Origin of the sequence: Streptomyces sp. NPDC050439 (assembly GCF_040655335.1) — a bacterium.
GTDB lineage: Bacteria > Actinomycetota > Actinomycetes > Streptomycetales > Streptomycetaceae > Streptomyces.
This window is the reverse complement of record NZ_JBFAJT010000004.1, coordinates 1-20,432: the sequence shown is the minus strand read 5'-3', so window position 1 is coordinate 20,432 and position 20,432 is coordinate 1. Positions and strand designations below refer to the sequence as shown.

At 71.3% G+C, this 20,432-nt stretch carries 23 protein-coding genes; 5 read left to right on the top strand and 18 right to left on the bottom strand.

Features of this window, described 5'->3' with window-relative positions; all coding sequences use genetic code 11:
• Positions 1 to 2: 2 nt before the first annotated feature.
• Positions 3 to 359: a YciI family protein gene (locus AB0I66_RS17465; protein ID WP_363208742.1), complete on the bottom strand. Its 357-nt coding sequence runs from the start codon at positions 357 to 359 to the stop codon at positions 3 to 5.
• 42 nt (positions 360 to 401) lie between these two features.
• Positions 402 to 1,892 (bottom strand): MFS transporter, encoded by a 1,491-nt coding sequence (locus AB0I66_RS17460; RefSeq protein WP_363208741.1) that lies wholly within the window; start codon positions 1,890 to 1,892, stop codon positions 402 to 404.
• 93 nt (positions 1,893 to 1,985) lie between these two features.
• Here AB0I66_RS17460 and AB0I66_RS17455 point away from each other — a divergent pair, with 93 nt between their 5' ends.
• Entirely contained in the window at positions 1,986 to 2,687 is a 702-nt protein-coding gene (locus tag AB0I66_RS17455) for a TetR/AcrR family transcriptional regulator (protein WP_363208740.1), read from the top strand.
• Between the two features lie 24 nt (positions 2,688 to 2,711).
• On the opposite strand, the gene AB0I66_RS17450 is transcribed toward AB0I66_RS17455, so the two are convergent.
• From AB0I66_RS17450 to tsaB, 4 genes are read right to left on the bottom strand one after another with little or no spacing between them, the layout of a single operon-like run.
• Positions 2,712 to 2,969, bottom strand: a complete 258-nt coding sequence (locus AB0I66_RS17450) for a hypothetical protein (protein WP_363208739.1) — start codon at positions 2,967 to 2,969, stop codon at positions 2,712 to 2,714.
• Positions 2,966 to 4,084, bottom strand: coding sequence for a tRNA (adenosine(37)-N6)-threonylcarbamoyltransferase complex transferase subunit TsaD (gene tsaD, locus AB0I66_RS17445; RefSeq protein ID WP_363208738.1), 1,119 nt, complete (start codon positions 4,082 to 4,084; stop codon positions 2,966 to 2,968). Before tsaD ends, AB0I66_RS17450 begins: the two co-directional genes overlap by 4 nt.
• Complete coding sequence (gene rimI / locus AB0I66_RS17440) at positions 4,077 to 4,550, bottom strand: ribosomal protein S18-alanine N-acetyltransferase (protein ID WP_363209369.1); 474 nt, start codon at positions 4,548 to 4,550, stop codon at positions 4,077 to 4,079. Before rimI ends, tsaD begins: the two co-directional genes overlap by 8 nt.
• Positions 4,551 to 4,579: 29 nt before the next feature.
• A complete protein-coding gene (gene tsaB / locus AB0I66_RS17435) occupies positions 4,580 to 5,236 on the bottom strand; it encodes a tRNA (adenosine(37)-N6)-threonylcarbamoyltransferase complex dimerization subunit type 1 TsaB (protein ID WP_363208737.1) in 657 nt (218 codons plus the stop codon).
• A gap of 108 nt (positions 5,237 to 5,344) precedes the next feature.
• On the opposite strand from tsaB, the gene AB0I66_RS17430 reads away from it, so the two are divergent.
• A complete protein-coding gene (locus AB0I66_RS17430; RefSeq protein ID WP_363208736.1) occupies positions 5,345 to 5,896 on the top strand; it encodes a hypothetical protein in 552 nt (183 codons plus the stop codon).
• Between the two features lie 284 nt (positions 5,897 to 6,180).
• Here the strand turns inward: AB0I66_RS17430 and tsaE are convergent, their stop codons facing one another.
• The 5 genes from tsaE to AB0I66_RS17405 all read right to left on the bottom strand — a co-directional run bounded on the left by tsaE (position 6,181) and on the right by AB0I66_RS17405 (position 11,503).
• On the bottom strand, positions 6,181 to 6,711 hold the full coding sequence (gene tsaE, locus AB0I66_RS17425) for a tRNA (adenosine(37)-N6)-threonylcarbamoyltransferase complex ATPase subunit type 1 TsaE (protein ID WP_363208735.1): 531 nt from the start codon (positions 6,709 to 6,711) through the stop codon (positions 6,181 to 6,183).
• Between the two features lie 11 nt (positions 6,712 to 6,722).
• Positions 6,723 to 7,940: an alpha/beta hydrolase gene (locus AB0I66_RS17420; protein ID WP_363208734.1), complete on the bottom strand. Its 1,218-nt coding sequence runs from the start codon at positions 7,938 to 7,940 to the stop codon at positions 6,723 to 6,725.
• Between the two features lie 13 nt (positions 7,941 to 7,953).
• On the bottom strand, positions 7,954 to 9,105 hold the full coding sequence (gene alr, locus AB0I66_RS17415; protein ID WP_363208733.1) for an alanine racemase: 1,152 nt from the start codon (positions 9,103 to 9,105) through the stop codon (positions 7,954 to 7,956).
• A gap of 532 nt (positions 9,106 to 9,637) precedes the next feature.
• Positions 9,638 to 11,086: an NAD(P)H-hydrate dehydratase gene (locus AB0I66_RS17410; RefSeq protein WP_363208732.1), complete on the bottom strand. Its 1,449-nt coding sequence runs from the start codon at positions 11,084 to 11,086 to the stop codon at positions 9,638 to 9,640.
• A gap of 48 nt (positions 11,087 to 11,134) precedes the next feature.
• Positions 11,135 to 11,503, bottom strand: coding sequence for a holo-ACP synthase (locus AB0I66_RS17405; protein ID WP_363208731.1), 369 nt, complete (start codon positions 11,501 to 11,503; stop codon positions 11,135 to 11,137).
• A 102-nt stretch (positions 11,504 to 11,605) separates the two neighbouring features.
• Here AB0I66_RS17405 and coaA point away from each other — a divergent pair, with 102 nt between their 5' ends.
• Positions 11,606 to 12,601, top strand: coding sequence for a type I pantothenate kinase (gene coaA, locus AB0I66_RS17400; protein WP_363209368.1), 996 nt, complete (start codon positions 11,606 to 11,608; stop codon positions 12,599 to 12,601).
• 30 nt (positions 12,602 to 12,631) lie between these two features.
• Positions 12,632 to 13,579 (top strand): DUF389 domain-containing protein, encoded by a 948-nt coding sequence (locus tag AB0I66_RS17395; RefSeq protein WP_363208730.1) that lies wholly within the window; start codon positions 12,632 to 12,634, stop codon positions 13,577 to 13,579.
• On the opposite strand, the gene glmM is transcribed toward AB0I66_RS17395, so the two are convergent.
• The 4 genes from glmM to AB0I66_RS17375 all read right to left on the bottom strand — a co-directional run bounded on the left by glmM (position 13,576) and on the right by AB0I66_RS17375 (position 17,435).
• Positions 13,576 to 14,934 (bottom strand): phosphoglucosamine mutase, encoded by a 1,359-nt coding sequence (gene glmM, locus AB0I66_RS17390; RefSeq protein ID WP_363208729.1) that lies wholly within the window; start codon positions 14,932 to 14,934, stop codon positions 13,576 to 13,578. The genes AB0I66_RS17395 and glmM overlap by 4 nt on opposite strands.
• A gap of 103 nt (positions 14,935 to 15,037) precedes the next feature.
• The gene (rpsI, locus tag AB0I66_RS17385) at positions 15,038 to 15,559 is read right to left on the bottom strand and encodes a 30S ribosomal protein S9 (protein ID WP_249588321.1); all 522 of its coding nucleotides are present in this window, start codon (positions 15,557 to 15,559) and stop codon (positions 15,038 to 15,040) included.
• Positions 15,560 to 15,604: 45 nt separating this feature from the next.
• Entirely contained in the window at positions 15,605 to 16,048 is a 444-nt protein-coding gene (gene rplM, locus AB0I66_RS17380; RefSeq protein ID WP_160506678.1) for a 50S ribosomal protein L13, read from the bottom strand.
• Positions 16,049 to 16,262: 214 nt separating this feature from the next.
• A complete protein-coding gene (locus AB0I66_RS17375) occupies positions 16,263 to 17,435 on the bottom strand; it encodes a glycosyltransferase family 87 protein (protein WP_363209367.1) in 1,173 nt (390 codons plus the stop codon).
• Positions 17,436 to 17,545: 110 nt separating this feature from the next.
• Here AB0I66_RS17375 and AB0I66_RS17370 point away from each other — a divergent pair, with 110 nt between their 5' ends.
• Positions 17,546 to 18,394, top strand: coding sequence for a hypothetical protein (locus AB0I66_RS17370; protein ID WP_363208728.1), 849 nt, complete (start codon positions 17,546 to 17,548; stop codon positions 18,392 to 18,394).
• A gap of 27 nt (positions 18,395 to 18,421) precedes the next feature.
• On the opposite strand, the gene truA is transcribed toward AB0I66_RS17370, so the two are convergent.
• From truA to AB0I66_RS17355, 3 genes are all read right to left on the bottom strand, one after another.
• Positions 18,422 to 19,276 (bottom strand): tRNA pseudouridine(38-40) synthase TruA, encoded by an 855-nt coding sequence (gene truA / locus AB0I66_RS17365; RefSeq protein WP_363208727.1) that lies wholly within the window; start codon positions 19,274 to 19,276, stop codon positions 18,422 to 18,424.
• 81 nt (positions 19,277 to 19,357) lie between these two features.
• The gene (gene rplQ, locus AB0I66_RS17360; RefSeq protein ID WP_361053552.1) at positions 19,358 to 19,855 is read right to left on the bottom strand and encodes a 50S ribosomal protein L17; all 498 of its coding nucleotides are present in this window, start codon (positions 19,853 to 19,855) and stop codon (positions 19,358 to 19,360) included.
• 137 nt (positions 19,856 to 19,992) lie between these two features.
• A partial coding sequence (locus AB0I66_RS17355; RefSeq protein WP_363208726.1) for a DNA-directed RNA polymerase subunit alpha C-terminal domain-containing protein occupies positions 19,993 to 20,432 on the bottom strand: 440 nt, incomplete at its 5' end.

Here is a 20,432-nt window from a genome sequence, read left to right as displayed (position 1 = left end):
CGTCAGCCCTCGACGATCTCCCGGACCTCCGCCGTGACGGTCCAGTGCTCGTCGTGGGTCTTCAGGAACCGGCCGGCCCACTCGACCGCCTCGGCCTTGTCCTTGCACTGCGTGATGGAGTAGCCGCCGACGACCTCCTTGGCCTCGGTGAACGGCCCGTCCGTGACGGTCAGTCGGCCGTCCTTCCAGTGCACCTGGGTGGTCTGGGCGCTCGGGGTGAGGCCCGCGGTCTCGAGCATCACCCCCGCCTTGGTGATCTCCTCCAGGAGTGCGCCCATGCGCTCGCCCATCTCGGGGCTCGGGCCGCCCTCGGGAGAGTTCTTCTCGTCGACGCGGATCATCGTCAGAAAGCGCGGCATGGTGGTCTCCCAACAGGTGATGGCGGGGCTTCTCCTCGCCTCTCACCCATGCGTCGAACGGGAGACACCCGGATCGACACCGCCGCCCAGATTCTTCGAAGAATTTTCCCGGTCATACGTTTCTGCAGGTCGCGGCCGTGCGGGGGCGCGATGCAGCAACGCCGTGGCCACCGCCGCAGCCACGAGCAGCGCCGCGGCGACCCCGAACGCCGTCGCGTACCCGTCCGCGAGCCCGCCCGGCCCCCGCCTCTCCCCGGTGACGCCCGACGCCACCGTCACCAGGACCGCGAGTCCCAGCGAACCCCCCAGCTGCCGGGAGCTGTTGAGCAGCCCCGAGGCCATGCCGGTCTCCTCGGAAGCCACACCGGAGGTCGCCGCCGTGCCCAGGGGCACGAAACACATGCCGGTGCCGACGCTCGCCACCAGCGAGGGCCCCACGATGGACCCCAGGAAGGTGCCGTCGGGCCCGACCGTCAGGGCGAACCACCCGAACCCCACGGCACCGAGCAGCCCCCCGGTCACCAGCAGCGCCCGCTCCCCGAAACGCCCCACCTGCCGCGCCGAGATCACCGACCCGGCGACAACGCCCGCACAGAACGGCAGGAACGCCGCTCCCGCCGGAGTCGATCCGTACGCCAGGACCTCCTGGAGATAGAGCGAGGTGAAGTAGAAGGCGGCGAACTGCCCCGATGACATCAGCAGCGCGAAGGCGTTCGCGGAGAACACGGGCCGGTTCCTGAGCAGGCCGGGCCTCAGCAGCGGCTCCCGGCTGCGGGACTCGACGACGGCGAAGGCGCCGAGTAGCACGGCGGCCGCGCCCAGCGTGCCCAGGGTCGTGCCGGATCCCCACCCGTACGTCTCCGTGCGGACGAGGCCGAGGACGAGCGCCGCCATGCCCGCCGTGACGAGCAGTGCCCCCGTCACGTCGAGGCGCGGCGCGGTCCCGGTGCGCCGGTCGGCGGGCACTCCGTGCCGCGAGAGGAGCAGCGCGGCGAGCACCACCGGGACGTTGATCAGCATCACGGAGCGCCAGCCGGCCCAGTCCGTGAGCAGCCCGCCTGCCATCACCCCGACCGCGCCACCGAGCGCGCCCGCCGCGCCCCAGAGACCGAGCGCCCGTGAACGCGCGGGCCCGGCGGCGTAGTTGACGGTGATCAGCGCGAGCGCGACGGGGGCGAGGGCCGCCGCGCCCGCACCCTGCACGGCCCGCGCGGCGACGAGCTGCCCCGGCGTCTGGGCAAGACCGCCCACCAGGCTCGCGACGCCGAAGACCGCGAAACCGGCGATCAGGGTGCGCCGCCGCCCCACCACGTCGGCGAGGCGCCCGCCCAGCATGAGCAGGCCGCCGAAGGCGAGCGCGTAGGCGTTGACGACCCAGAGCAGCGAGTCGGCACCGAAGCCGAGGTCGTCGCCGATGTCGGGCAGCGCGATGTTCACGACGGACATGTCGAGGGAGACCAGGAACTGCACGGTGAGCAGCACCGGCAGCAGCCAACGGGTCCCCGGGGACTTCGGGTCAGCGGTATTCACCATGCCCACGCACATTACTATACGCGTATAGAAAATACATGGGGAGCGTGGGAGAGCATGCGGCATCCGCCCGGCGCGGACGCGACAATGAGCCACGTGGAAGCAGAGAAATCAGCGCCGGAAGCAGCGAAGCCCGTCGGGGAGAAGAAGAAGCGCGGTCGCCCGAGCCGCATCGACCTCGACACGATCGTCGGCATCGCGCGCCGCATCCTCCAGGAGGAGGGCGTGGCCGCCCTCAGCATGCGCCGGGTCGCCAAAGAGGTCGGCACGACCCCGATGGCGCTCTACCACCACGTGCACGACAAGGACGAGCTCCTGATGCTCACCCTGTCCGGTACGGCCGACTCGGTCCCGCGCCCCGACCTGCCCGACGATCCGCGCGACCGGATGCTCGCGGTCTCCGTGCACATGCACGGCACGCTGGCGCGGATGCCCTGGGTGGTGGAGGTGCTGAGCCTGGGCGACCTCACCGACAAGGGCGCCCTGTGGATGGTCGAGGAGATCATCGCCGCGTGCGAGGCCTGCGGCCTGACCCCGTCCGAGGCCGTCGCCGCCTACCGCACCATCTGGCACTGCGTCTACGGCGACCTGGTCTTCCGCCGGGCGATGGCCCGCCGCGCCGAGGAGCCCGAGCGCAAGCGCCACTTCCCCGACATGCTCGGCGACGCGGACGCCGACGAGCTGCCCCGCATGACCGCGCTCGCCGGCCGCTGGCTGGAACTGACGGCGCAGTACGACGTGTCGAGGCAACTGGGAGCGGTCATCGACGGGCTTCTGGGCCAGGCGCGACGCCCCTGACCCATGCCCGGCCGGTACGGGGCGTCAGCCCAGGCCGACCGACTCGAACCGCCAGCGGTGCACCGCGCGCGTCACCAACTCCGGGGAGGGCTCCGGGAGTTCGGGGAGGTCGGCGTCGTAGGCCGCGTCCCACCAGGTCAGGACGAGGACCCGGTCCTGCGGGGCGCGGAAGCTCTCCCGGCGGACCGGCTCACCGTCCAGGACCTGGGCCCGCGCCCACGCGAGCAGTTCCTCGCCCCGCCCGTCGGCGGCGCGGGCCTCCCACATCAGCGCGACGGTCACGAGTACAGGTTCTCCTTGCTGACCTCGTGCACATGGTCATGACTGTGGCCGTGGTCGTGCGCGTGGCCCGGCACGTGCGGTTCCGTCACCGGGAGCGAGGAGTCCGCCGACAGGTCCCAGTCGGATGCCGAGCGGTTGCGTGCCACCATCTCCGCGCCGAGCGCGGCCACCATCGCGCCGTTGTCCGTGCACAGCTTCGGCCGCGGCACCCGCAGCCGGATGCCGGCCGCCTCGCAGCGCTCCTGCGCCAAGGCGCGCAGCCGCGTGTTGGCGGCCACGCCACCGCCGATCATCAGGTGGTCCACACCCTCGTCCTTGCAGGCCCGCACGGCCTTGCGGGTCAGCACGTCGACGACCGCCTCCTGGAAGGACGCCGACACATCACGGACGGGAACGTCCTCGCCCGCGGCCCGCTTGGCCTCGATCCAGCGCGCGACGGACGTCTTCAGACCGGAGAAGGAGAAGTCGTACGGGGCGTCGCGCGGCCCGGTGAGACCGCGCGGGAACGCGATCGCGTTCGGGTCGCCCTCCTTCGCGTACCGGTCGATGACGGGACCGCCGGGGAAGCCCAGGTTCAGCACCCGCGCGATCTTGTCGAAGGCCTCGCCCGCCGCGTCGTCGATGGTCGCGCCGAGCGGCCGTACGTCCGAGGTGATGTCGGTGGAGAGCAGCAGCGAGGAGTGGCCGCCGGAGACGAGCAGCGCCATCGTCGGCTCGGGCAGCGCGCCGTGCTCCAGCTGGTCCACGCAGATGTGCGAGGCCAGGTGGTTCACGCCGTAGAGCGGCTTGCCGAGCGCGTACGCGTACGCCTTGGCCGCCGAGACGCCCACCAGCAGCGCACCCGCGAGGCCGGGACCCGCGGTCACCGCGATGCCGTCGAGATCGGAGGCGGCGACCCCCGCCTCCTTCAGGGCGCGCTCGATGGTCGGCACCATCGCCTCCAGGTGCGCGCGCGAGGCGACCTCGGGCACGACACCGCCGAACCGGGCGTGCTCGTCGACGCTGGAGGCGATGGCGTCGGCGAGCAGGGTGGTGCCGCGGACGATGCCGACGCCGGTCTCGTCGCAGGAGGTCTCAATGCCGAGAACGAGAGGTTGGTCGCGCGAGTCAGCCATGGGTGTCGGATCCTTGTACGGAGGTTGATGGATCGGTCAGGCGCATGACGAGGGCGTCCACGTTGCCCGGCTGGTAGTAGCCGCGCCTGAAGCCGATGGGCTCGAAGCCGAAGCGCTCGTACAGCTTCTGCGCCCGGGTGTTGTCGACCCGCACCTCGAGCATGACCTCGGCACACTCGAAGGCGGTCGCCGCGTTCAGCAGGTCGGTCAAGAGCCGGGAGCCGAGCCCCGTGCCCCAGTGACTGGGGGCCACCGCGATGGTCTGTACGTCGGCCTGGTCGCCGGCCGACGCGAGTCCCGCGTACCCGACGAGGCGTTCCCCGTCCGTCGCGACCACGTAGCGGCGGGTGGCCGTCGGGCCGCGCGCGTGGGAGAGCTCGGACCAGAACATGCCGCGCGACCAGGCGTCGTCCGGGAAGAGTTCCTTCTCCAGGACGAAGACGGGCTCGATGTCCCACCAGCGCATCTCGCGCAGGACGACTGTCGTCACGGATGTCACTTGGGGGTGACCACCTTGTAGTTCTTGGGCACCTGCGCGTCGGGCCTGCGCAGGTACAGCGGCCGGGGGGCCGGCAGCTCCTCGCCCGCGGCGAGCCTCTCGGCGGCGAGCGCGGCCAGCGAGGCCGCCGAGACGTGCTCGGGGGCGCGGGCGTCCGGGAAGGTCTCGGGGTAGAGCACCGCGCCAGCGCCGACGGCGGGCAGGCCCGCCACCTCGTCGGCGATGTCGGCGGGGCGGTCAACCGCGGCGTCCGTGAGGCGGGTGCGCGGGTCCGCGTACCGCGCCCAGTAGACCTCCTTGCGGCGCGCGTCGGTGGCGACGACGAAGGGGCCGCCCTCGATGCCGGACTCGTACGCGAGGCCGTCGAGCGTGCAGACCCCGTGCACCGGCACGCCGAGCGCGAGGCCGAAGGTGTCGGCGGTCATCAGGCCGACACGCAGACCGGTGTACGGGCCGGGGCCCACGCCGACGACGATGCCGGTCACGGCGTCGAGCCTGCGGCCCGCCTCGGCGAGCACCCGGTCGACGGCGGGGAGCAGCAGCTCGCCGTGACGGCGGGCGTCCACCTGGCTGGAGGCTGCGACGACGGACGTGCCGTCGTGCAGCGCGACGGTGACGGCGGGGGTGGCGGTATCCAGAGCGAGCAAGAGCACGCGAATAGCCTACGGCTCCGACGCCCGGAGCACGGCCGCCCGAGGATGCCGCACACCTGCTGCTAACGTCACCCCATAGCCGTACGGAGTACGAAGAGGGTGGCGCAGGTGTCCAGGAGCAGCTCGGGATTCGTGGCCGGGCTCACCGCCGCTGCGCTCGCCGCGGTCGGCTTCCTCGCTTTCCAGGCCTCGGCCAACGTGCCGGACACCCTGGGCAAGAAACCGGACAGCTCCCCCTCCGCGTCGACGACCCGCTCCCCCAAGGAGAAGGCCGACCCGACGACGGTCCCCGCGCAGTCCGGTGCGGGCGAGCGGGTCGTCTACTCGGTGGGCGAGGACCGCGTGTGGCTGGTCGGCGCCTCCGGCAAGGCGCAGCGCACCTTCAAGGTCACCCCGAGCACGGTGGACCCGGTCCCCGGGACGTACGCCGTCACCTCGCGCTCGGGCACCGTCACCGGAACGGACGGAGTGGCGATCGAGCACGTCGTGCGCTTCGCGACCGTCGACGGGATCGCGATCGGCTTCAGCGCGGCGGTGGACGGCTCGACGCCGAAGCCGGACCCGTCGAGGAAGACCGGCGGCATCCGCGAGTCGCGCAAGGACGGCAACGCGATGTGGGAGTTCGCGACGATCAGCAAGAAGGTCGTCGTCGTTCCGTAGCCGCTTCGCCCCTGGGTGCCGGATCGCGCGGCGGTGTGGACACCTCGCTCGCGGCGGCGCAGGACGCCAGCAGATCGCGCATGGAAATCCCCGACGGCCCCGACAGCCCGTGCGGCCGGGGCTTGGCGTCATGTTCTGAAGCCGACATGGATGCCTCCTGGGCTCCGGGGGCAGACGTGGTTAGGTAGACCTAACCCGTACCGGTATCCATGTGACCACGCGCGACGCGCGCCGCGCAACATCTTCCCGACGCCTTGTCGGAATGTTGGGCGAAAAGACGAGGATCAGGCCGAAAGCAGCGTGAGGTCGGCCTCGGCCCAGCGCGGTCCGACGCCGGTCAACGTCACTTCGCGCACCTCGTCCGTCGTGTCGCCGACGGTCCGGTCGATGACCACACGCAGCCGGTCGTCGGAGAGCTCCTCGACCTTGCCGTCGCCCCATTCCACGACGATCACCGATTCGGGCAGCGAGACGTCGAGGTCGAGGTCCTCCATCTCGTCGAGGCCGCCGCCCAGGCGGTACGCGTCCACGTGCACCAGGGGCGGCCCTTCGGAGAGGGACGGGTGGACGCGGGCGATGACGAACGTCGGCGACGTGACGGCGCCGCGCACGCCGAGGCCCTCGCCGAGGCCGCGGGTCAGGGTCGTCTTTCCGGCGCCGAGCTCGCCGGTGAGCATCACGAGGTCACCGGGGCGAAGCAGCTTGGCCAGGCGGCGACCCAGGTCGCCCATCTGCTCGGGGGAGGTGACGGTGATGCCGAGGGAGTTCACGGGGGCCGGATCGGTCACGGGGGCCGGGTTGTGCGGTGCTTCCATGCCCACCCACGTTAGCCGCTGGAGGTCCGTGCGTCGGCCGAAGCGGGTGTCGCCCCCGCGCGCGCGAGCAGGTCCGCGAGGCGGTCAGTGACGACCTCGGGGTGCTCCAGCATGGCCAGGTGCCCGGCGTCCGGAACGAGCACCAGTTCGGCGTCCGGGAGCAGGCCGGCGATGGCCTCGCTGTGCTCGCTCGGCGTCACCAGGTCCTTGTCCCCCGCGAGGACGAGCACCGGCAGCTCGGCGAAGTGCTTGAGCGCCTCCGCCTTGTCGTGCTCGGCGAAGGCCGGATAGAACTCCGCGACCACGTCGATGGGCGTCGACTCGATCATCCGCTCGGCGAACCGCGAGATCGCCGGGTCCACCTCCCGCGACGAGAACGAGTAGCGCTTGATGACGCCGGCGAAGAGGTCCGCAGTGGCCCGCCGGCCCTTCTCCACCAGCTCGGCCTGCGATCCGAGGGCCTTCAGGACCCCCGGCAGCACCCGCCGCACCGCGTTCATCCCGGCGACCGGGAGGCCGAAGTTGACCTGGCCGAGCCGCCCGGACGACGTACCGACGAGGGCGACGCCGACGACGCGCTCGCGGATCAGTTCCGGGTAGTGACAGGCAAGGGCCATCGTCGTCATGCCGCCCATGGAGTGCCCGACGAGGACCAGCGGCCCCTCGGGCGCCGCCGCGTCGATGACGGCCTTCAGGTCCCGCCCCAACTGGTCGATGGAGACCGGCGTCCCGTCCGCCTGCGCCATGCCGCGCGCCGAACGGCCGTGGCTGCGCTGGTCCCAGTACACACAGCGCACGACGCCACGCAGGGCCGCCCGCTGGAAGTGCCAGGAGTCCTGGTTCAGGCAGTAGCCGTGGCTGAAGACGACGGTGACGGGAGCGGGCGCCTTGCGCCCGAAGAGCCTGCGGCGGCGCGGCGCCTGCTCGCCGTCCGCCTCGCCCTCGTCGATCTCGTCGACCTCGTACGAGAGTTCCGTGCCGTCGTCGGCGTACGCCGTGCCCGGCAGGCCGCGCAGCGAGCCGTACGGACCGGAGGCGTCGAGTGCGAGCCGCGCCTTCTTGCGCATGCCGCGGCCGACGGTCAGCCGCTCGATGGCGACACCGGCCGCCGCGCCCGCGGCGACGACACCTATCGCGGCACCGGCGAAGCCGGCCCTGCGCCAGTTCCCGGCCGCCGCGGCGACTTCCGTCACCACGTCCGCGGCCGCCCCCGTGCTGGTCTCGCTCACGTGCCGCTCCTCCTCACTCTTCGGGTCGCTCGTTCACATGGACGCGCGGGACACGCGATCCGATGCGGGTGACGATCTCGTACGCGATGGTGCCCGCCGCCTGCGCCCAGTCCTCGGCGGTCGGCTCGCCCCGGTCGCCGGGACCGAACAGGACCACTTCGGAGCCCACCGCCGGCTCGTCACCGCCGAGGTCGACCACGAACTGGTCCATCGCCACCCGTCCGGCGACGGTCCGCAGCTTGCCGCCGACGAGCACGGGCCCGGTGCCGGACGCGTGGCGCGGGATTCCGTCCCCGTACCCGACGGGGACGAGTCCAAGGGTCGTCTCGCCGGGTGTGACGTAGTGATGCCCGTAACTCACGCCGTGACCCCCCGGGGCGTGCTTCACCAGGGCGAGCGAGGCGCTGAGCCGCATGACGGGGCGCAGCCCGAACTCCTCCGGGGTGCCGACCTCGGGGCTCGGCGAGATCCCGTACATCGCGATCCCCGGACGTACGAGGTCGAAGTGGGTCTCCGGAAGGGTGAGCGTGCCGGGCGAGTTGGCGATGTGCCGCACCTCGGGCCGGATGCCCCGCTCCTCGGCGGCGGCGACCATCTCGCGGAACAGGGTGAGTTGGGCCGCGATGGACGGGTGCCCCGGCTCGTCGGCGCACGCGAAGTGCGACCAGAGTCCGGTGACGCGGACCAGGCCCTCGGCCTCGGCCTGCAGCGCCTGCGAGACGAGTTCGGGCCAGTCGGCGGGCATGCAGCCGCCCCGACCGAGGCCGGTGTCGGCCTTCAGCTGGATACGCGCCGTACGCCCCACGGACCGCGCGGCGGCGGCCACTTCGCGCAGCGCCCACAGTCCGCTCACCGACATGTCGAGGTCCGCCTCGATGCCCTCGCGCCAGGGCCCGCCCGGCGTCCACAGCCAGCACATCAGGCGGCCCTTGATCCCGGCGGCCCGCAGTGCGAGGGCTTCCTCGGGGGTCGCGGTGCCCACCCAGGTGGCTCCCGCCTCTACGGCGGCGCGGGCGCAGGGCACCATCCCGTGGCCGTACGCGTCCGCCTTCACGACGGCCATGAAGGCGGCTCCTGGCGCGAGCGCACGCAAAGTCCGCACGTTGGCCCGGAGGGCGGCCAGGTCGATCTCGGCGCGGGCACGCAAAGGTGCGGTCTCAGTCATAACGCCGACCAGTGTCTCAGAGCGGCGCCTGGCCCCTGGCCTGTGCCCGCTCCCCGCATCCACCCCTGCCCGAACAAGCCTCCCCACCCACCCGCCCGCCCGATCACCCCGCAGCGACCTTCGCCCCGAACAAGCCTTTCCCACCCGCCCACCCGATTGCCCCGCAGCGACCAGCGAACAACCGCAGCCGGCAGCGCTCGCGAGGGGACGTGCCGGTATGTCTGCCCGGAGCACGGCTCGCGGCACTCCGGAGCCGAAGCAACCCAGGGGCCACCGGAGCGATAGCGAGGACGGACATACCGGCGCGGCCCCGCACCCACCCACGAAGCGGCCCCGCAGCACCGCCCGCCCCGCAGTCGGCAACGCACCGCCCCAGCCCCGCAGGGAACCCCCACCGCCCAGCCCCAGCCCGCAGGCGGCAGCACACGGGCACGCGCCGGAACGTCCCCGCACCCGCCCACACACCGGCACCACCCCCGGCCCGCGCCCCAGCGGGCCCGCCCAGCGCCGCCCGGGACCGCCCAGCCGCCCCCTACTCCCCCCGCACATCCCGCCAAGCCGCAGGGATCGCCTCTGCCACGTCGTGTGCGCCCACCGGTGCTCCGTTCGCCGCGTGGCGGGCCGCGAGGCCGTGGAGGTATGCGCCCACCGCGCCCGCGTCCCCCGCGTCGAGGCCGGAGGCGAGCAGCGCACCCGCGAGCCCCGACAGGACGTCGCCGCTGCCCGCGGTGGCCAGCCACGGCGTTCCCGTGGGGTTGACGCGTACCGGAGCGCCACCCTCCGGCCCCGCGACCAGCGTCGTGGACCCCTTGAGCAGCACCGTCGCCCCGTACCGCCCCGCAAGCTCCCGCGCGGCGGCGAGGCGCCCGTGCTCCACCTCCTCGCGCGCGACCCCCAGCAGCGCGGCGGCCTCCCCCGCGTGCGGCGTCAGCAAGGTGGGCGCCCGGCGCCCCCGTACGGCCGCCGCGTCGGCGAGGCGCAGCCCGTCCGCGTCGATCAGCACCGGCACATCGGCGGCCACCACATCCGCGAGCCGCTCCGCGTCGTCCCCGAGCCCCGGACCCACCACCCAGGCCTGCACACGCCCCGCCTTGGACGGCGGGCCGGCGGAGACGAGGGTCTCCGGGAACCGCGCGATGACGGCGTCCGCCGCGTGCCCCACGTACCGCACGGCCCCCGCGCCACCCCGCAGCGCACCCGCGACCGCGAGCACGGCGGCCCCGGGGTACCGGGCGGACCCGGCGACGATCCCCACGACGCCCCGCCGGTACTTGTCGCTCTCCCCGGTCGGCATCGGCAGCAGCGAGGCGACATCGGCGTACTGCATAGCTTCGACCTCGCCCCCGCCCATTCCGGAAAGGTCCGGCTCGAGCCCGATGTCGACCAGCCGCACCACACCCGCGTACTCCCGTCCGGGATCGATCAGCAACCCCGGCTTGTACGCACCGAAAGTCACCGTCACGTCGGCCCGCACCACGTCGCCGACGACCACCCCGCTGTCCGCGTCGACCCCGCTCGGCAGGTCGACGGCGACCACGGGCGTGCCCACATCCCGTACGGCACCCACCAGTTCCGCGGCCGGCTCCCGCAGCCCGCCCTTCCCGCCGATCCCCACGATCCCGTCGACGACGAGATCAGCGGAGCGAAGAACACGGTCCACGCCCTCGCCCGCGGCGACCCGCCCCCCGGCCGCACGGAAGGCGGCGAGCCCGCCCGCATGCACCCGTCCGGGCGAGAGCAGCACCGCCGACACCCCGGCCCCACGCCGGGCGAGCCGGGCCCCGGCGTACAGCGCGTCGCCGCCGTTGTCCCCGCTCCCCACGAGCAGCACGACCCGGGAGCCGTACACCTTGCCGAGCACCTCGGCACAGACCACCGCGAGCCCGGCCGCAGCCCTCTGCATCAGGGCACCTTCCGGCACCCTCGCCATCAGCTCCCGCTCAGCAGCCCTGACCGTCTCCACCGGATACGCAATACGCATACCCCCGAGTGTCACCCGACGCCGGGAACGGCGCCCACCCCTCAGCGATCAGCCCTCGGCGATCACCACGGCGGAGGCCACCCCCGCGTCATGGCTGAGCGAGACATGCCAGGACCGCACCCCCAGCTCGGCGGCCCGCGCGGCCACCGTCCCCTTGACCCGAAGCCGCGGCTGCCCGCTCCCCTCGACGTACACCTCCGCGTCCGTCCACCGCAGCCCCGCGGGCGCGCCAAGCGCCTTGGCCAGCGCTTCCTTGGCCGCGAACCGGGCCGCGAGCGAGGCGATCCCCCGCCGCTCCCCGCTCGGCAGCAGCAACTCCCGCTCCACGAAGAGCCGCCCGGCCATCCCGGACGTACGCGTCAGCGCCGCCTCGAACCGCTCGATCTCGGCCACGTCGATTCCGACCCCAATAATCACGGCAGCAGCCTACGATTCCGGGCCCCTCATCCGTTCAAGCCCCGCAGGGGGTGACACACCCCACCCCCCGGCCCGTTCAAACAGCCGTAACAATGGACTGTGATCTCATCGGTCTCCGAACCCGCGACGAACCCGCGGAGCGCCCACCGGCACAGGCCGGAGGCGACTCCCTACGTCGACCTCACCCGCACCGAGTGGAGCGCCCTGCGTGACAAGACGCCGCTTCCCCTGACCGCCGAGGAGCTGGAGAAGCTCCGCGGCCTGGGTGATGTCATCGACCTGGACGAGGTCCGTGACATCTATCTGCCGCTCTCCCGCCTCCTGAACCTCTACGTGGGCGCGACGGACGGCCTGCGCGGCGCCCTGAACACCTTCCTCGGCGAGAAGGGCTCCCAGTCGGGCACTCCCTTCGTCATAGGGGTCGCCGGATCGGTGGCCGTCGGCAAGTCGACCGTCGCCCGCCTCCTCCAGGCCCTGCTCTCCCGCTGGCCCGAACACCCCCGCGTCGAGCGCGTGACGACCGACGGCTTCCTGCTGCCCACCAAGGAGCTGGAGGCCCGCGGCCTGATGTCCAGGAAGGGCTTCCCGGAGTCGTACGACAGAAGGGCCCTGACCCGCTTCGTTGCGGACATCAAGGCGGGCAAGGACGAGGTGACCGCGCCCGTCTACTCCCACCTGATCTACGACATCGTGCCGGACCAGCGCCTGACGGTCCGCCGCCCCGACATCCTCATCGTCGAGGGCATCAACGTCCTGCAGCCCGCCCTCCCCGGCAAGGACGGCCGCACCCGCGTGGGCCTCGCCGACTACTTCGACTTCAGCGTGTACGTGGACGCACGCGCCGAGGACATCGAGCGCTGGTACCTGAACCGCTTCAAGAAGCTCCGCGCCACCGCGTTCCAGGACCCGTCTTCGTACTTCCGCAAGTACACCCAGGTCTCGGAGGAGGAGGCCCTGGACTACGCGCGCACGACCTGGCGCACCATCAACAAGCCCAACCTCCTGGAGAACGTGGCCCCCACCCGCGGCCGGGCCGCCCTGGTCATCCGCAAGGGCGAGGACCACAAGGTGCGCAAGCTGAGCCTGCGCAAGCTGTAGCCACCGCGGGCTCCTGGATACCCTGCGCGCATGCTGCATCTGCGCCTGATCACCCCGGCGGACAAGACCGACGACGTGGTGCGTCTGATCGAGAGGACGGTCGGCACCACCCACCTCGCCGTGGTGCCCGGCGCGGCCCGCAACCCCGTGGGTGACGTCGTGATGTGCGACGTGGCCCGCGATGCGGGCGACGAACTGATCGGCGGTCTGCGCTCACTCGGCATCGACGAGTCGGGGTCGATCGCGGTCGAGAACATCGACCTGTCCCTGTCCCAGCGCGCCGACAAAGCCGAGGACGACGCCCCGGGCGAAGGCGCGGACGCCGTCCTGTGGGAGCAGCTCTCCGACGCGACCCACGAGGAGTCGACGCTCTCGGCCACCTACGTCGCGTTCATCACGCTCGCCACGATGATCGCGGCCTGCGGCGTGGTCCTGGACAACGCGATCCTGATCGTCGGCGCGATGGCGGTGGGCCCCGAGTTCGGCCCCCTGGCGGGTTTCTGCACCGCCCTGGTCCAGCGCGCCCCGCGCCTGGCCGTGCGCTCGCTGGTCGCGATCCTGGTGGGCTTCGCCGTCGCGATGGCGGTGACGGTGGGCTTCAGCCTCTTCATGGACGCGGTGGGCCTCTTCACCGAGAAGCAGTTGGACCAGGACCGCCCCAACACCGGCTTCGTCTACGCGCCCGACTGGTTCTCGTTCGTCGTGGCCGTGCTGGCCGGAGCCGCCGGCATGCTCTCGCTGACCTCGGCCAAGTCGGGCGCCCTGGTGGGCGTCGCGATCTCGGTGACGACCGTCCCGGCCGCGGCGAACGCGGCGGTGGCGCTCAGCTACGGCGACGCGGAGCAGACCTGGGGCTCCTCGGAGCAGCTCCTGCTCAACCTGCTCGGCATCGTCGTCGCCGGTACGTTCACGCTGCTCGTCCAGAAGTTCTTCTGGGCCAGGCAGCGCGAACGTACCGCCAGGAAACAGCCGGCCTAGCCCAGCGCGGTCTTCACCACGTCGGCGAGGCGCCCGGCCACGGACCGCGCCTGGTCGATGTCGGCGGCCTCCACCATGACGCGCACCAGCGGCTCGGTGCCGGACGAGCGCAGCAGCACCCGGCCCGTGGCGCCCAGTTCACGCTCGGCCTCGGCGACGGCGGCCGACAGCTCGGCCGAGGTGTTGACCCGCGACTTGTCGACGTCGGGCACATTGATCAGGACCTGCGGAAGCCGCTCCATGACCCCGGCGAGCTCCGCGAGGCTGCGCCCGGTCTCGGCGACACGTGCCGCGAGCAGCAGCCCGGTCAGGGTGCCGTCGCCCGTGGTCGCGTGGTCCAGCACGATGACGTGCCCGGACTGCTCGCCGCCGAGGGCGAAGCCGTGCTGCTTCATCGACTCCAGGACATAGCGGTCGCCGACGGCGGTCTGCACGAGGGAGAGACCCTCCCGCTCCATGGCGAGCTTGAAGCCCAGGTTCGACATGACCGTCGCGACGACGGTGTTCTCGCGCAGCGTGCCGTGCTCGCGCATGGCAAGGGCCAGGACGGCGAGGATCTGGTCCCCGTCGATCTCGGCGCCCGTGTGGTCCACGGCCAGGCAGCGGTCCGCGTCACCGTCGTGCGCGACACCGAAGTCGGCGCCGTGCTCGACGACGGCGGCCTTGAGCAGGTCCAGGTGCGTGGACCCGCAGCCGTCGTTGATGTTCAGGCCGTCCGGCTTGGCGCCGATCGTGATGATCTCGGCACCGGCGCGCGCGAACGCCTCGGGCGAGACACGGGCGGCGGCGCCGTGCGCCTCGTCGAGGACGATCTTCAGTCCGTCGAGGCGGTTGGGCAGCACACCGAGCAGATGCGCCACGTACTGGTCGAGGCCCTGGTCGTACGTCTGCACACGGCCGACGCCCGCGCCCGTGGGGCGCTGCCAGGGAGCGCCGGTGCGGTGCTCCTCGTACACGGACTCGATGCGGTCCTCCAGCTCGTCGGCCAGTTTCTGGCCGCCGCGCGCGAAGAACTTGATGCCGTTGTCCGGCATGGCGTTGTGGCTCGCGGAGAGCATCACGCCGAGGTCGGCGCCCAGCGCACCGGTGAGATGCGCCACCGCTGGGGTGGGCAGCACACCGACGAGCTGGACGTCCACGCCCGCGCTCGCGAGACCGGCGACCACCGCGGCCTCCAGGAACTCCCCTGACGCACGCGGGTCACGCCCGACCACCGCGACGGGCCGATGCCCCTCGAACGTTCCTACCTCGCCGAGCACATGAGCCGCCGCCACGGAGAGCCCGAGCGCGAGCTCGGCCGTCAGATCCGCGTTGGCGACACCGCGCACGCCGTCCGTACCGAAGAGTCGTCCCACTGCTGTCCTCCTCCGGACTTCCATCACCAGGGTTTGCGATAAACGAACGCCCCGGCAGCACACAACGTGCCGCCGGGGCGAACGAGAAGTACAAGCAGGCAGATTAGCGCTTGCTGTACTGCGGAGCCTTGCGGGCCTTCTTGAGACCGGCCTTCTTGCGCTCGACCGCACGGTCGTCACGCTTGAGGTAACCGGCCTTCTTGAGGGCGGCGCGGTTGTTGTCGACGTCGGCCTCGTTCAGCGCACGGGCGACACCGAGACGGAGCGCACCGGCCTGACCGGAGACGCCGCCACCCGAGATGCGGGCGATGACGTCGTAGCGGTTGTCGAGCTCGAGCACCTTGAAGGGCTCGTTGACTTCCTGCTGGTGGACCTTGTTCGGGAAGTAGTCCTCGAGCGTGCGCCCGTTGACCTTCCACTTGCCGGTGCCCGGGACGATCCGGACGCGGGCGATGGCGTTCTTGCGACGGCCCAGGCCGGCGGCCGGCTGCGGGTCGCCGAAGCGCGCGGCGTTCGACTCCGAGGTGTACTCGCCCTCGACGGGCGCCTCGGACTCGGTGGTGTACTGCTCGACGTCAACAACCTCGGTCTCTTCGACCGGCTGCTCAACGGTGGTCTCGGCCACGATTCTCCTCAGAATTTCTTACGTCTTTGGGGGTGGTGGCCGGAACTACTGCGCGACCTGGGTGATCTCGAACGGGACCGGCTGCTGAGCGCCGTGCGGGTGCTGGTCGCCCGCGTAGACCTTCAGCTTCGAGAGCATCTGACGGCCCAGGGTGTTCTTGGGGATCATGCCCTTGATGGCCTTCTCGACGGCCTTCTCGGGGTTCTTCTCAAGAAGCTCGTCGTAGCGGACGGAACGCAGACCACCCGGGTAACCGGAGTGGCGGTACGCCAGCTTCTGGGTCTTCTTGTTGCCGGACAGGTGAACCTTGTCGGCGTTGATGATGATGACGAAGTCGCCCATGTCCATGTGGGGGGCGTAGATCGCCTTGTGCTTGCCCCGCAGGAGGTTGGCGGCAGTGGTCGCCAGACGGCCCAGGACGATGTCCTGAGCGTCGATGACGTGCCACTGGCGGGTCACATCGCCGGGCTTGGGGCTGTACGTACGCACTTCGTAGCCTTCGCTTCTTCAGTGGATGGGGTCCAGACACACGGATCCCCGGAAGCGAATCATGCAGCTGGGGCTCACAATGCCGGGGACGCTGCCCGTATGCGAGCCACTGGTAACTGCTCCAGGGAACCTACGTAAGGGCCCTTTCGCGTGAGAACGACGAAACCCAATACGTATAACAATCCTCGAGAGTACCCGCGCCGCCCCGTACGGGTCAAAACGCGGACCTGGAGACCGGCACCGCCGGCTCGACCGCCTCAGGAGGTTCTGCGGCATTCAGGGTAACCGCCCTCGGCCGCAGACATGACCGGCCGACCGTGAAGGCCAGCACACACAGCGTGACGCAGTCCCGGAAGGCCCGCCGGTTGCCGGGTTCGAGCCAAGGCCAGGTGAACCCGGGGATCTGCGGGACGAGCGCCAGCCAGAACCACTTGTCCCGGACCACCGCCCCCGGCACGAGCGCCCCGGAGAGCAGCAGCGGCACGACGACGAGCAGATAGTGGTCGTACGAGGGCCTGGACACCAGGAAGGCCGCCAGCATCAGCATCACGGCCGTCTCGACCACCCGCGGCACCTGAGCACCCCCGCCCCGCCAGCGCCGCCACGCGCACCACACCCCCGCGCCCGCGGCCACGAGCGCGATCACCGACGCCACCCCCTGCGGCACCCCGAGCCGCGGCAGGATCGCGGCGGGCGACGCCTCATAGAGCCGTACGAAGCTGTCGTCGCCCTGCAGCAGGAACGGCAGCGTCCGCGTGAAGAACCCCGCGGGGTCCGGCATGACCAGCGCCGCGCCCACCGAGACACCCGCGGGCAGGAGCACCGCGCCACCGAGCGCGCGCCACTGCCGGGCGAAGACGAAGAGCAGCACCACCGGCGCGAGCAGCGGCTTCACGGCGACGACGGACCCGATCACAAGCCCCGCGGCCACCCACCTCCCCCGGCACACGAACAGCAGCGCGAGCGGCAGCGCGGCCGCCGACGCCACGGTCCAGTTGCCGAGCCGGACGAGATGGCCGAACGGCGCGAACCCCATGGCGAGCGCGAGCAGCCCGAGCACGGCGAACCGGCTGCGCCAGGCCACCCCGTGGATGCGCAGGGCGCACCCCCATCCGAAGACGAGCGTGGCCGCGACCCCCGTCGGCACGAGGAACCGCAGGACGGACTGCGGAAGCACCGCCTGCGGCACCGCGGCGAGCACGGCGCCCGGCAGATAGAGGAAGTGCCGGTCGGCATAGGGGGAGCGCCCGTCGAGCCAGGCCTCGGCGGCCCGCACCACGATGGCGTTGTCCATCCCGCCGTCCGCACCCCGCAGCCCCGCCCGGATGACCGTGGCGACCAGCACGACCCCGAGCGCCGCCCAGGCATGCCGGGTCGCCGGTCGCAGCAACCACCCACTTACATCTACTTTGCCCGTATTCATATGGATCAGGCTAGGTCGGGCACCTCCCCCGGCCCCCGCTCAACATCCCCAACTCCCCGTCTAAGATGCGGCGCATGAGCTTTGGGCAAGGGGGACCTCAGTGGGGTCCAGGGGATTCACGGACCCCTGACTGGGCGGCGCTCGCCGAGGCGTCCGAATCGCGCACCCGGCGCCGCAAGTGGCTGATGATCGGCGGCGGCGCGCTCGCCACCGTCGTGGTCGCGGCCGCCGTCGCCGTCGCCGTGGTCTCCGCGAACAGCGACAACACCTCCGCCTCGAACAAACCGGCGAGCGAGCTGCCCTCGACGGCGGACATCCCCGGCGCGAGCGAGAACCCGGGACCGTCCTTCGCGGAGACGACGCCGCCGCCCCCGCCGGACCCCAAGGAGTTCATCTCCAGCGCGAAGAAGGACAAGGCGCCGCTCAGCGCCGACACGCTCTTCCCCGGCAAGACGCTGACCTCGGGCGAGGTCGTCTACAAGAAGGGCGCCACGGACAGCACGAAGAAGTGCGCGAGCGTCGCCCAGCCCGAGCTCGGCACGATCCTCACCAAGAACGACTGCACGCAGCTCTTCCGCGCCAGCTACGTGAAGGACAACATCGCCGTGACGGTCGCCGTCGCCGTCTTCGACACGAAGGCCCAGGCCAAGAAGGTGCCCGAACAGGCGAAGAAGGGCCTGATCGTCTCCCTGCCCGGCAAGGGCGTGCCCAGCTTCTGCCGTACGGCGGTCTGCCGCGGCACGTACAACGCCTACGGCCGCTACGCCTACTTCACGACCACCGGCTTCACCAGCGACAAGGACGTCACGCCCAAGGAGCGCAAGGTCTACGCGGTCGGCGACAACCTGGCCGACTTCGCCTTCGGCCAGATCCACCGGCGGGGCGAGGCCCAGGCTTCCGCCGCGGCCAACGCCCCGCAGTAGCCGGGCAGCGGCCCGGCCGCCGGTGGCTCAGCAGCAGCCGGCGCCGGGCAACGTCCGCTTGTTGCGCGCTTCCTTGCTGCGCGCGGCGAGCAACTCGTCGGCGGGGTAACCGACTTCTTCGAGGGTCAGCCCGTGCGGCCGTACGACATGCACGGCGGAATCCCGCACCCCGGCGGCGAGCACCTTGGCCGGCCACTCCACAGGGCGATGCCCGTCCCCCACGAACAACATGGCACCCACCAGCGACCGCACCATGTTGTGACAGAAGGCATCGGCCCGCACGGTCGCCTCGAGAATCCCGTCCGGCCGCCGCTCCCACCGGAGTTCCTGGAGCGTACGAATGGTCGTGGCACCCTCGCGCTTCTTGCAGTAAGCGGCGAAATCATGCTCGCCGATGAGCTTCTCGGCGGCGGCGTTCATGGCGTCGAGGTCCAACTCCCAGTCGTGCCACAGCACATGACTGCGCAACAACGGGTCCACGCCGCCGGGGTGGTCGGTCACGCGATAGGCGTAACGCCGCCACACGGCCGCGAACCGCGCGTTGAACCCCGCGGGAGCCTCGGCCACCTTCCAGACCCGCACATCGTGCGGCAGCCGCCCGGCGAGCCTGCGCAGCAGCTTGTCACTGTGCTCGGCCCACACGCTCTCCGGCAGATCGACGTGGGCGACCTGCCCGCGCGCGTGCACCCCGCTGTCGGTCCGCCCGGCCACGGTCAACTCGTACGTCTCCTGCGACCGCGTCACGGTCTTCAGCGCGGCCTCGATCTCCCCCTGGACGGTCCGCTGCCCCTGCTTCTGCTTGGCCCAGCCGGAGAAGTCCTTGCCGTCGTACGAAAGATCCAGCCGCACCCGCACGAACCCGGGCTCTACTTCATCGCTCACACCAACAATCCTCTCAGCACCAGGTACATGCGAAAGCGGGCCCGCCCCGAAGGGCGGACCCGCTTACTGCAAGGCAGAGCCTCAGGCGTCCTTGGACTCCTCGGCAGCGTCCTCAGCCGGCTTCGCGTCCTCGACGGGCGCGTCGTCCTTCTTGAGGGCGTCTTCCTTGACGGCACGCTTGGTGGCGGCCTCGGCCTCACCGGTGGCAGCCTGCGCCACGGTCAGGGCCTCGACAAGCTCGATGATCGCCATGGGCGCGTTGTCGCCACGACGGTTACCGATCTTGGTGATACGGGTGTAGCCACCCGGGCGGTTCTCGTAGCGCGGGCCGATCTCCGTGAAGAGCGTGTGCACGATGCTCTTGTCGGTGATGACGGACAGCACCTGGCGGCGGTTGTGAAGGTCACCCTTCTTCGCCTTGGTGACCAGACGCTCCGCGTAGGGACGCAGACGACGGGCCTTCGCCTCGGTGGTGGTGATGCGGCCGTACTCGAAGAGCTGCTTGGCGAGGTTCGCCAGCAGAAGCTTCTCGTGCGCGGCACTGCCGCCCATACGGGCACCCTTGGTGGGCTTCGGCATGGTGTTTCTCCTTGTTGTCTGCCCCGGCCGTATCAGGTACCGAGGTCAGTGGCACCGCGCCCCGTAAGGGGCGCGGGGAACTGCGCGAGCAACCACAACGCACGCGCAGCCAAAATCAAACGGTCGGCGCCGAGCTCTTAGTACTGCTCGGTCTCGACGAAGCCCGCGTCCGCGTCGTCGTCAGCCCCGAAGGCGTCAGCGGCAGCGGTCGGGTCGAAGCCGGGAGGCGAGTCCTTGAGCGCGAGGCCCATGCCGTTCAGCTTCATCTTGACCTCGTCGATCGACTTCGCACCGAAGTTGCGGATGTCGAGCAGGTCCGCCTCGGAGCGGGCCACGAGCTCACCCACGGAGTGGATGCCCTCACGCTTGAGGCAGTTGTACGACCGAACGGTGAGCTCGAGCTCCTCGATCGGCAGCGCCAGATCGGCGGCCAGGGCCGCGTCCGTCGGCGAGGGGCCCATGTCGATGCCCTCGGCGTCGATGTTGAGCTCGCGGGCCAGACCGAACAGCTCGACCAGGGTCTTGCCGGCGGACGCCATGGCGTCACGCGGGCGCATGGCCTGCTTGGTCTCGACGT

Coding starts and splice junctions, on each gene's coding strand:
- AB0I66_RS17370 (WP_363208728.1), top strand. CDS start 17,546: ATGAGCTTTGGGCAAGGGGGACCTCAGTGGGGTCCAGGGGATTCACGG.
- AB0I66_RS17410 (WP_363208732.1), bottom strand. CDS start 11,086: ATGCGTATTGCGTATCCGGTGGAGACGGTCAGGGCTGCTGAGCGGGAG.
- tsaD (WP_363208738.1), bottom strand. CDS start 4,084: ATGGCTGACTCGCGCGACCAACCTCTCGTTCTCGGCATTGAGACCTCC.
- rimI (WP_363209369.1), bottom strand. CDS start 4,550: ATGCGCTGGTGGGACATCGAGCCCGTCTTCGTCCTGGAGAAGGAACTC.
- AB0I66_RS17460 (WP_363208741.1), bottom strand. CDS start 1,892: ATGGTGAATACCGCTGACCCGAAGTCCCCGGGGACCCGTTGGCTGCTG.
- rplQ (WP_361053552.1), bottom strand. CDS start 19,855: ATGCCGAAGCCCACCAAGGGTGCCCGTATGGGCGGCAGTGCCGCGCAC.
- AB0I66_RS17465 (WP_363208742.1), bottom strand. CDS start 359: ATGCCGCGCTTTCTGACGATGATCCGCGTCGACGAGAAGAACTCTCCC.
- tsaE (WP_363208735.1), bottom strand. CDS start 6,711: ATGGAAGCACCGCACAACCCGGCCCCCGTGACCGATCCGGCCCCCGTG.
- alr (WP_363208733.1), bottom strand. CDS start 9,105: ATGACTGAGACCGCACCTTTGCGTGCCCGCGCCGAGATCGACCTGGCC.
- AB0I66_RS17395 (WP_363208730.1), top strand. CDS start 12,632: ATGCTGCATCTGCGCCTGATCACCCCGGCGGACAAGACCGACGACGTG.